This is a genomic window from Candidatus Zixiibacteriota bacterium, assembly GCA_014728145.1.
Classification (GTDB): domain Bacteria; phylum Zixibacteria; class MSB-5A5; order JAABVY01; family JAABVY01; genus WJMC01.
Genome location: WJMC01000129.1, coordinates 1 through 8,600, shown reverse-complemented (window position 1 = coordinate 8,600; position 8,600 = coordinate 1). Strand labels below are relative to the sequence as shown.

Sequence of the window (8,600 nt, the reverse complement as noted above, 5' to 3'; positions counted from 1 at the left end):
GCAACTTCTGAAATCCGCTGTCCAAGCATATAGGCCGGGGTCGAGACGATCTTGTTGTCTTCATCAACAGCAATTTCGCTCACTTCCCTGGCGACCGGCTCAGCATTCATCGCCTTGAGAGCATCCATAGTACCCTGGTCGGTGCCAACCGTAAGCTTCGGATTTTTGCCGGAATCTTTCAACGCACGGGCCACGGTAGCCGGGGAAATACAGATAGTGCCGAGGACTTTTTTCTTTTCGAGAGTATCCTTGATCACCCGTTCGACTTCGCTGTCGATCTCGCAGTCGGGACCGTCGAAAGCGAAAGTGCAGAGATTCTTGGCAGCCCCGAAACCGCCCGGAAATACGACCGCGTCGAAGTCATCGACCTTCAGTTCGGTAATCGGCTTTATATTGCCCCTGGCCAGACGGGCCGACTCGGTGTAGACATCACGGCTTTCTTCCTCGACCGGTTCACTCCTGGTGTGGTCTATAACATGATACTGCTTTTTCTGTGGAGCAAAACAAGTCACCTGGGCATCGTTCTGATCAAGGTACAGGAGTGTAAGTGTGCCCTCGTATATCTCGGAACCGTCAAACACGCCGCATCCGGCGAGAATAACTGCGACTTTCTTCATAATAGACTCCTTTCATATCCAGATCTGGCAGGCATGCACCTGCCTCCCTTATTTTCTGTCCATTTGATTTATAAAAGTATACAGTTCCGTTACAACTGTCAAGCGACTTGAATCAGAAGGTTATCATGATGCTCAACCATGCTCCAATAATATCAGTTTAGTTTTATTTTGACTCACGAATGGATCAAATTCATATTACGATACTGCTCAAGGAGAAAAACATATGAAAAAGCAGATCTGGTGGAAGGAATTCTTTTCTGATTTCAGACCAGTATTCGATACTATCCCTGCCAGAACCACCAATGCCGATGTGCGTTATATAATCAGGAAGCTCAACCTCAAGGCGGGAAGTGAATTTCTTGACTGTCCCTGCGGTATCGGTCGGATATCGCTTCCTTTGGCCCAAAAAGGCGTGTGCGTGACAGGAGTAGATGTCACGAGGGAGTATCTTGAAGAGCTGTCGCATACAGCCATACAGAAGAAGTTGAAGATCACGTTAAAACATGCTGATATGCGCAAGATTACTTACAGAAACCGCTTCGACGCCGCCATAAATTTCGGGACATCATTTGGGTACTTCAAAAAAGAGTCCGATGATTTGCTGACGTTGAAAAAAGCTTATCAGTCTTTGAAACCGGGTGGCATTTTTCTTCTTAATACTGTCAATCGCGATTGGATTTTGAAGTATTTTGATAGCAGGGAATGGCAAAAACTGGATGACATACTTATCCTGCTATACAGGACATTCGATTACAGCAGTTCCCGGATGGTTGCAAAATGGAGTTTCATTCAGGATAAAGATGAAAAGCGATACACAACTGACTTAAGAATGTACTCTTTACATGAATTATTGCCAATGATGAAATCTGCTGGATTTACGGAGATTGAAGCATTCGGTTCGACAAAAGATGATCCAGTCAGTGTTGACAGCAGACTAATGTACATATTTGGAAAGAAAGGTAGATAAAAACAGGTGATCTATGGAGCTACTGACACTCGACAAACTGCCTAAAAATGTCCTCGAGAAACTGGATCTCCAGAGCGCTCATCGCGCCTCGGCAGTAATAATCGCCGCTGAGAAATTCGGGCTGTTTCGCAAACTCTCCGGCAAGAAACTGACCTCCGGCGAGATCGGTAAACGGACCGGGATCCATGCCAACTACCGCGATTTTTTCCTGGGGACTCTGGTCGGGCTGGGGATGCTTTGGAAAAAAGACGGCAGGTTTTCAAATACGAAGCTGGCGGAAAAATATTTCGTCAAAATAAGGTCAGAAGAATGGACCAGGTGCTATTCTGCTGAAATGATCGCTGAGCTGGAGAGTTTCAGTTGTCTCATGCAAGTCCTCGAAAGCGGAAAAAGCTCTGACCAGATCCGCGCGACAAAAAGCGAGGATTATGTCGAGGCGATGAAAAAAGATCCGAAACGGGCGCGCGATTTCACATATATGCTCTATTATTATCATCAACCTCATGCCGGAAGATTAGCTGATATGGTTGATCTCTCAAGATGTAAACAGCTTCTGGATATAGGCGGCGGCTCAGGGGTGATGACCATCGCGCTGGCGAAGAAACACAGAGGATTTAAGGCCACAATCCTGGATATCGAACCGGTCTGCAGGACAGCCAGAAAAATCATTCGCAACAATAAGCTTCAGGACAGAATCGATACACAAACCGGCGATATCTTCGAAGATATTCCGGATGGTTACGATCATATCCTGACCTCGGATATCGGGACTCCGCTCTATGAACTGCTCGATCATATCTACCCGCGGCTACCGTTCGGTGGAAAACTAATTATGGCAGACATTTTTTTCTCCGATGACCTCACCGCACCTCTGGAAAGGCTATTCTGGAAACTCATTTCAACAGATCGCAGGGTTTACCCGATTGGAAAATTCATCACTAAGCTTCGTAAACTCGGTTTCAAGTCGATCAAAAAGCGAAAAGTCTATGAAGATATGTGGCTTTTAACAGCAGTAAAAAAATAAGACGGCATAAATAAAAATACCATACATGCGGAGATAAATCCTTTTGAGTGTAAGGTTGCAGGTTTTGCAATTTAGCAACATCTGAAATCTATACTGGACTGTTAAGCTATTTATTACCAAACAAATAAGGAATGATTTTTATACTTTATTGCTTGACATTTATTTGTCCCGGTTTTAATATTTCCCTCTATGCTTGTTACAAAATTCTCAAGCGAGATGGCAGAAGCTTGCGTATTTTAATAGGCGGAAACTCAAATTTAACCATAGCTTGGTAGTTTCTTCACAAACTCCGGGTATGGTTGCATATCTACAACCCGGGCGGGGAGAGTGGTATGGCAGACGCTGACAAGGTCAACTGGCAGACAGGCAAACAGGAAATCATCGATATAAATTCCCTCACAAACCAGTTCAAGCGAGTGGACGAGTACGCTGTCAGCCCCGATGGCGATAAAATCGCTGTTCTGGGTCAGGCTGAGGATGACACCTTTACGGCCATCGTCAACGGCGAAAAATGGCCGGAATCGTTTGAACTGGCCTGGTACCTGCGTTTTACTCCGCATGGTCATCTAATCTGCCTGGCGCGTATCGATGATATGTGGACTTTGGTTGTGGACGGCAAGCCCTGGGAAAACCGCTTCGAGTTCATCTGGAACCCGCAGTTTGCCAAAAACAGCCCGGCCATCGCGCTGGCTTATAAAAGCGAATTTGAATACGGCGTAGTTGTCGACGACAAACCCTGGGAAAATCGTTTCCAGGCCATGCGGGATTTTACGCTCAGCCCCGACGGCAAGCATACAGCCGCAACTGTACAGGTCGAACCCCTGGGCGAGGCCGATGTTTTCAAGTTCTTTGAAGGTGTCTGGTCTGTGGCGGTCGACGGAAAAGCCTGGGACAGTAAATATATCAATACCTGGCGACCGATATTCAGCCCCGACAACAGCAGTGTTGCGGCTGAAATACGTACCGATATTGCCGATTACTCGCTTTCGGTCGACAGCAGGGACTGGTCGCAGAAATACGGTTGTGTCTGGGAGCCGGTTTTCAGCCCGGATGGCTCGAAAGTCGTCGCGCCTGTAAGACATGAGGGTGCCTGGCGAATGGCCGCAAACGGCGAATTGATCTGGAAAACACGTTTCTCGCAACTCTGGAAACCGCAGTTCGCTCCCGGGGGCAAGAAGTTGGCGGCAATCGGTTCGGTTGAATTCGGACGCTGGACGATCGTGATCGACGATAGACCCTGGGGACAGACATTCCGTGACATGGTTCTTGAACCGGTGTTTTCACCCGATGGGAACCGAGCCGCGGCGGTAGTCAAAGACGAAAACCGATGGACGATCTGCGCTGACGGAAAAACCTGGCATCAGGATTTCGATATGGTCTGGGACCCGGTCTTCACGGCCGACTCTGCCCGTGTACTGGCCAAAGTCGAAAAAGATGGTAAATATCACCTGGCCGCAGACGGTTCACTAAAAATGGGCGGGTTCGATAAATTCTGGGATCCAGTTGTCGAACCGGATGGAAATAATCTGCTTTTGAGATATATCGAGGATGGCAAGTATATTCGCGAGGTCAAAAAGGTCTCCGATCTGCTTGGGTGAGTTCCGTAAACTTAGTGAAAGGAAAATGAGGGCATGTACGAATTCACGCGCGGTCTTCTGGTCTGGATAGCATTCGGTGTGTTGATCATTGGAAGTATCATCCGCATAATCTCTATCATAAGCCAGACTAAAAAGGATAAAGTGGTTCTGCCCTATTTGAGCATGAAGTTCGGAGTGCGTTCGATCTTCCACTGGATAATACCGTATGGCAGTGTGAATATGCGTAAGCGTCCGACTTTTACACTTATGTCGTTTTTGTTTCATATTTGCCTTATCCTGGTACCGATCTTCACCCTGGGTCATGTCATGTCATGGGAGGAATCCTATGGATTCGATTTCTGGCATCTGCCCCCGGCTTTGAGCCTCTTGATGACCCTGATCGTGATCATCACCGGGATCATGTATATTGCGCGCAGGATCGGCGACCCGACGGTACGTTACGTATCCTCGTGGAAAGAATATCTTTTGATGGCGCTGGTTTTGGCGCCGTTTGTGACCGGGCTTCTGGCCCGCTTTCAGGTTTTTGATTACAGGACAATAATTATCATTCATATCTGGTCCGGGGCGATCTGGCTGATGGCGATACCGTTTACATGGCTGTCGCACATGTTGTTTTTCCCCTTCACAAGGGCCTATATGGGAAGCGAATTCGGCTATGTCCGCAGTTCGCGTGATTGGTAGAGGGGCATTTCGGAGGTTTAATGGCTGAAGTCAGAGGTTTTGACGAGAGCAAAGTAGACGATGCCGGTCTGAATGAATCCATAAAGAAGCTGACGCCGGAGAAAATACAGCGTGTCGTCCAGCGTGTCTTCAACAAAGAGAGCGCGGCCCGCCTGCAGGTCTACCTGAATACCTGCGTGCATTGCGGTCTCTGCGCCGAGGCGTGTCATACGTATGTATCGCGCGATCACGATCCCCGTTTCGCGCCGGTCTCGAAGGTCCGCGATACGATCTGGGAACTGATCAAAAACAAGGGCAAAGTCGAACCCGAAAAGATCAAGGATATGGCGCGGATTGCCTTCACCGAATGTGGTGCCTGCCGGCGGTGCAGTATGTACTGCCCGTTCGGTATCGATATCGCTTACCTGATCCTGGTTATGCGGCGGATTTGCAATCTCCTGGGCGTGGTGCCAAAATATCTGCAGGACACCACCAACAGCCATGCCGCCACCATGAACCAGATGTGGGTTCACCAGGACGAATGGATCGACACCCTCCAATGGCAGGAAGAAGAAGCGCAGTTCGAGATGCCCAATGTGCGCATACCGCTTGATAAAGAAGGTGCTGACGTAATGTACTCGGTGATCGCGCCGGAACCCAAAATTTTAGCCCAGCTCCTGGGTAATATGGCGCAGATCATGACGGTGGCCGGAATCGACTGGACTATGCCTGCCACCGACGGCTGGGACAACAGCAACATGGCGATGTATTCCGGCGATTTCGAGGTGATGGGCAGAGTCGAAAAACTGCATTGGGAAACCGCCGCCCGCCTGAAAGTTAAGAAGGTGGTGATGGGCGAATGCGGTCACGCTTTCCGCGGTGCGGTATATGACGGTCCCCGCTGGCTGGGATGGCAGTACCCGCCGATCCCGATGGTGCACGCGATCGAGTTCTACTACGATCTATTAAAAAGCGGTCGGATCAAGGTCAAAGAGAAATATAAAGAGCACGTTACTGTGCAGGATCCATGCAACACTGTACGAGGTCGCGGACTTGGTCATAAACTGCGTTACGTGATCGACCAGCTGTGTGAAAATTTCACCGACATCGACCCTCGTTTTGAACACAATTACTGCTGTGGCGCGGGAGGCGGTACTATCAACTGCGGGCCGCCCTGGAAGCCGACACGGATGCGTTCCACGCGAGTCAAGGCTGAACAGTTCGAGAGAACCGGCGCTGGTGTAATTATTACACCCTGTCACAATTGCCACAGTGGTATCGAAGATATCGTCGGGCATTACGGGCTCGGGATGCATGTCAAGTTCATCAACGAAATTATGGTCGACGTTATGGAAAAACCTGAAGATATGGGCTGAAGAGCGGGAGAGACAGGTCTATGAGATATAGCAAAAAGGTAATAGGGGCGATATTTGTTCCGGTTTTTGTGTTATTCGCAATAGCAATGTTGACAGGCTGTTCGGAGAGCCAGGCTGACCAGGCACTCGAACCCCGCTCCGATCTCGTGCTGATAAATGATATGAAATATTTCGGTCCGCTCGACCGCGAGGAAGTGATCTATCCACACGATCTGCATACAGAAGCACTCGATAAAGATGGTATCGATTGTTACAAGTGTCATCTCAAAACCGAACGAGGTTATGTCTCGACGCGTTTTTTGCGCCTTACCGACTCCGCAAAAACCAAAGATGAAATCATGGATCTCTATCATGACAATTGTATCGGATGTCACAAGTCTTATGCCGATGACGGCAAACAGACCGGACCGTTGACTTGCGGTGAGTGTCATCAGAAAGAACAGGAATACGTTTCCGTCAAGCAACCGATGATCTTCGATTATTCGATGCACTATATTCATGTGCGCGAAACAGACAAGCTGTTTCCCGAGGAAAAATGCGGAAAGTGCCACCACGAATACGACTATGATCTGAAAAAGCTGATCTATATAAAAGGCAAGGAACGACATTGCGCCGACTGCCACGGGGCTGATGATGTGGTTTTCGCATCGGACTATCATGTCGCCGCCCACCTTGATTGTATTAAGTGCCATCTGGATGTCGTCGACCGGGTACCCGCCGATGCCACCCTTCCAATACGATGTGAGGGCTGTCACTCGAAACCGGCACAGGCGGAATTTGATATAGTCGAAAACCCTCCCCGGATTCCTCGTGAACAGCCGGACTTTTTGATAGTATCAGCCGAAACCGACGAACTGGATTTGACTCGTCTGCCGACAGTGCCGTTCTCGCATGTCGGCCACGAAAACTTCACAAACAGATGCCGTGACTGTCACCACCAGACCTTGAGAGCCTGCAGTGAATGTCACACGGTGCTCGGAAGCGAAGAAGGCGACGGCGTTACGCTTCAGCGCGCCATGCATGAGATGAATTCTCAGCACAGTTGTATCGGCTGTCATGAACTCGAAAAAGAAACTCAGAAATGTTCCGGATGCCATGCCCTGATGGAACAGAACATCGTATCGGAACACGCCTGCAATATCTGTCATACCGGGCCATTGCCGAAAAATCTGGCGGAGCAAAAAGATCGTTACGATTCGCTGGATGACTTTAAACCGGAACCGGCTGAAATGCAGTTGAGTTTTGCTGACGAAGATATACCCGACACGGTTTCGATCGACATGGTCACAGGCGAGGTGTTCAAAAACCGCTTTGAACCGGCGGTATTTCCGCACCAGAAGATCATCGATCACCTGATGAGGGATATCGCTGAATCAAACCTGGCGACGCATTTCCACGGCCATGAGGACGTGGTCTGCCAGGGCTGTCATCATCACAGCCCGATCGGCAAACGCCCGCCCCTGTGCGAGAGCTGTCACGGTGAGCCGTTTGTGCAGGCGGAACTGGGCAAGCCGGGCCTGAAGGCGGCCTATCACCGGCAGTGTATCGGTTGTCATGAAGAGATGAATATCGAGCCCCTCAAGCAGGATTGCGAAGGCTGTCACAAGAAAGTGACAACTGCCGGGCGCTGATTTTTGAGATAGATCGATAAGGAGAGTGAATATATATGGGTTCATCACGTAGAGATTTTCTAAAATGGCTGGCTGCGGCCGGGGCCGCCACCGCTCTACCAAAAACCGCCAAAGGTGCCGGTCACGGTGAATTCGAGGGCTACCCGGAAAGCTATGGTGTTTTGCACGATACTACCCTGTGTATCGGATGCCGAAGTTGCGAGGCGGGTTGTAATGAAGTCAACGACCTGCCCGACCCGGAACAGCCGTTCGATGACCTGTCGGTGTTGGAGCAAAAACGGCGCACCGATTATGCCAAATTCACGATTGTCAATAAATACCAGCCGGAAGGTTCCGGATCGCCGGTCTTTCGCAAGGATCAGTGCAATCACTGCCTTGAGCCGGCCTGCGCCTCATCCTGTTTTGTTGGCGCTTTTACAAAAACTCCCGAGGGCGCGGTGACATACGATGCTTCCGTTTGTGTCGGATGCCGTTACTGTATGATTGCCTGTCCGTTTAACATCCCGGCCTATGAATATCATAAAGCTTATACCCCTCGTATTCGGAAATGCCATTTGTGTCATTTCCGGGTAGTTGAAGGTAAGCTTCCCGGTTGTGTCGAATCATGTCCGACCGAATCGCTGGTTTTCGGCAGGCGTTCCGACCTGATCTCGATCGCCCATGAAAGAATCCGCAAGTATCCTGATCGCTATATAAATCATGTCTATGGTTCCGAGGAAGTCGGCGG

Annotated in this window: 8 protein-coding genes; 7 read left to right on the top strand and 1 reads right to left on the bottom strand. The window is 49.5% G+C overall.

Annotated features, from left to right (window positions below; all coding sequences use genetic code 11):
* Nucleotides 1–617 (bottom strand): isoprenoid biosynthesis glyoxalase ElbB (gene elbB / locus GF404_07610; protein MBD3382046.1); only part of this gene is annotated, 617 nt, incomplete at its 3' end.
* A gap of 223 nt (nucleotides 618–840) precedes the next feature.
* On the opposite strand from elbB, the gene GF404_07605 reads away from it, so the two are divergent.
* The 7 genes from GF404_07605 to GF404_07575 all read left to right on the top strand — a co-directional run.
* The gene (locus GF404_07605) at nucleotides 841–1,584 is read left to right on the top strand and encodes a methyltransferase domain-containing protein (protein ID MBD3382045.1); all 744 of its coding nucleotides are present in this window, start codon (nucleotides 841–843) and stop codon (nucleotides 1,582–1,584) included.
* 13 nt (nucleotides 1,585–1,597) lie between these two features.
* Nucleotides 1,598–2,608: a methyltransferase gene (locus tag GF404_07600; protein ID MBD3382044.1), complete on the top strand. Its 1,011-nt coding sequence runs from the start codon at nucleotides 1,598–1,600 to the stop codon at nucleotides 2,606–2,608.
* A 332-nt stretch (nucleotides 2,609–2,940) separates the two neighbouring features.
* On the top strand, nucleotides 2,941–4,206 hold the full coding sequence (locus GF404_07595) for a WD40 repeat domain-containing protein (GenBank protein ID MBD3382043.1): 1,266 nt from the start codon (nucleotides 2,941–2,943) through the stop codon (nucleotides 4,204–4,206).
* A 33-nt stretch (nucleotides 4,207–4,239) separates the two neighbouring features.
* Nucleotides 4,240–4,887 carry a nitrate reductase gene (locus GF404_07590; protein ID MBD3382042.1) on the top strand — a complete coding sequence of 216 codons (648 nt, stop codon included), beginning with the start codon at nucleotides 4,240–4,242 and terminating at the stop codon, nucleotides 4,885–4,887.
* A 20-nt stretch (nucleotides 4,888–4,907) separates the two neighbouring features.
* On the top strand, nucleotides 4,908–6,242 hold the full coding sequence (locus GF404_07585) for a (Fe-S)-binding protein (protein ID MBD3382041.1): 1,335 nt from the start codon (nucleotides 4,908–4,910) through the stop codon (nucleotides 6,240–6,242).
* A gap of 20 nt (nucleotides 6,243–6,262) precedes the next feature.
* Nucleotides 6,263–7,873, top strand: a complete 1,611-nt coding sequence (locus GF404_07580) for a hypothetical protein (GenBank protein MBD3382040.1) — start codon at nucleotides 6,263–6,265, stop codon at nucleotides 7,871–7,873.
* A 35-nt stretch (nucleotides 7,874–7,908) separates the two neighbouring features.
* A partial coding sequence (locus tag GF404_07575) for a 4Fe-4S dicluster domain-containing protein (GenBank protein MBD3382039.1) occupies nucleotides 7,909–8,600 on the top strand: 692 nt, incomplete at its 3' end.

What these genes read in the sequence shown, in the direction of transcription:
- GF404_07605 (MBD3382045.1), top strand. Translation starts at nt 841, where the DNA reads ATGAAAAAGCAGATCTGGTGGAAGGAATTCTTTTCTGATTTCAGACCA.
- GF404_07600 (MBD3382044.1), top strand. Translation starts at nt 1,598, where the DNA reads ATGGAGCTACTGACACTCGACAAACTGCCTAAAAATGTCCTCGAGAAA.
- GF404_07595 (MBD3382043.1), top strand. Translation starts at nt 2,941, where the DNA reads ATGGCAGACGCTGACAAGGTCAACTGGCAGACAGGCAAACAGGAAATC.
- GF404_07590 (MBD3382042.1), top strand. Translation starts at nt 4,240, where the DNA reads ATGTACGAATTCACGCGCGGTCTTCTGGTCTGGATAGCATTCGGTGTG.
- GF404_07585 (MBD3382041.1), top strand. Translation starts at nt 4,908, where the DNA reads ATGGCTGAAGTCAGAGGTTTTGACGAGAGCAAAGTAGACGATGCCGGT.
- GF404_07580 (MBD3382040.1), top strand. Translation starts at nt 6,263, where the DNA reads ATGAGATATAGCAAAAAGGTAATAGGGGCGATATTTGTTCCGGTTTTT.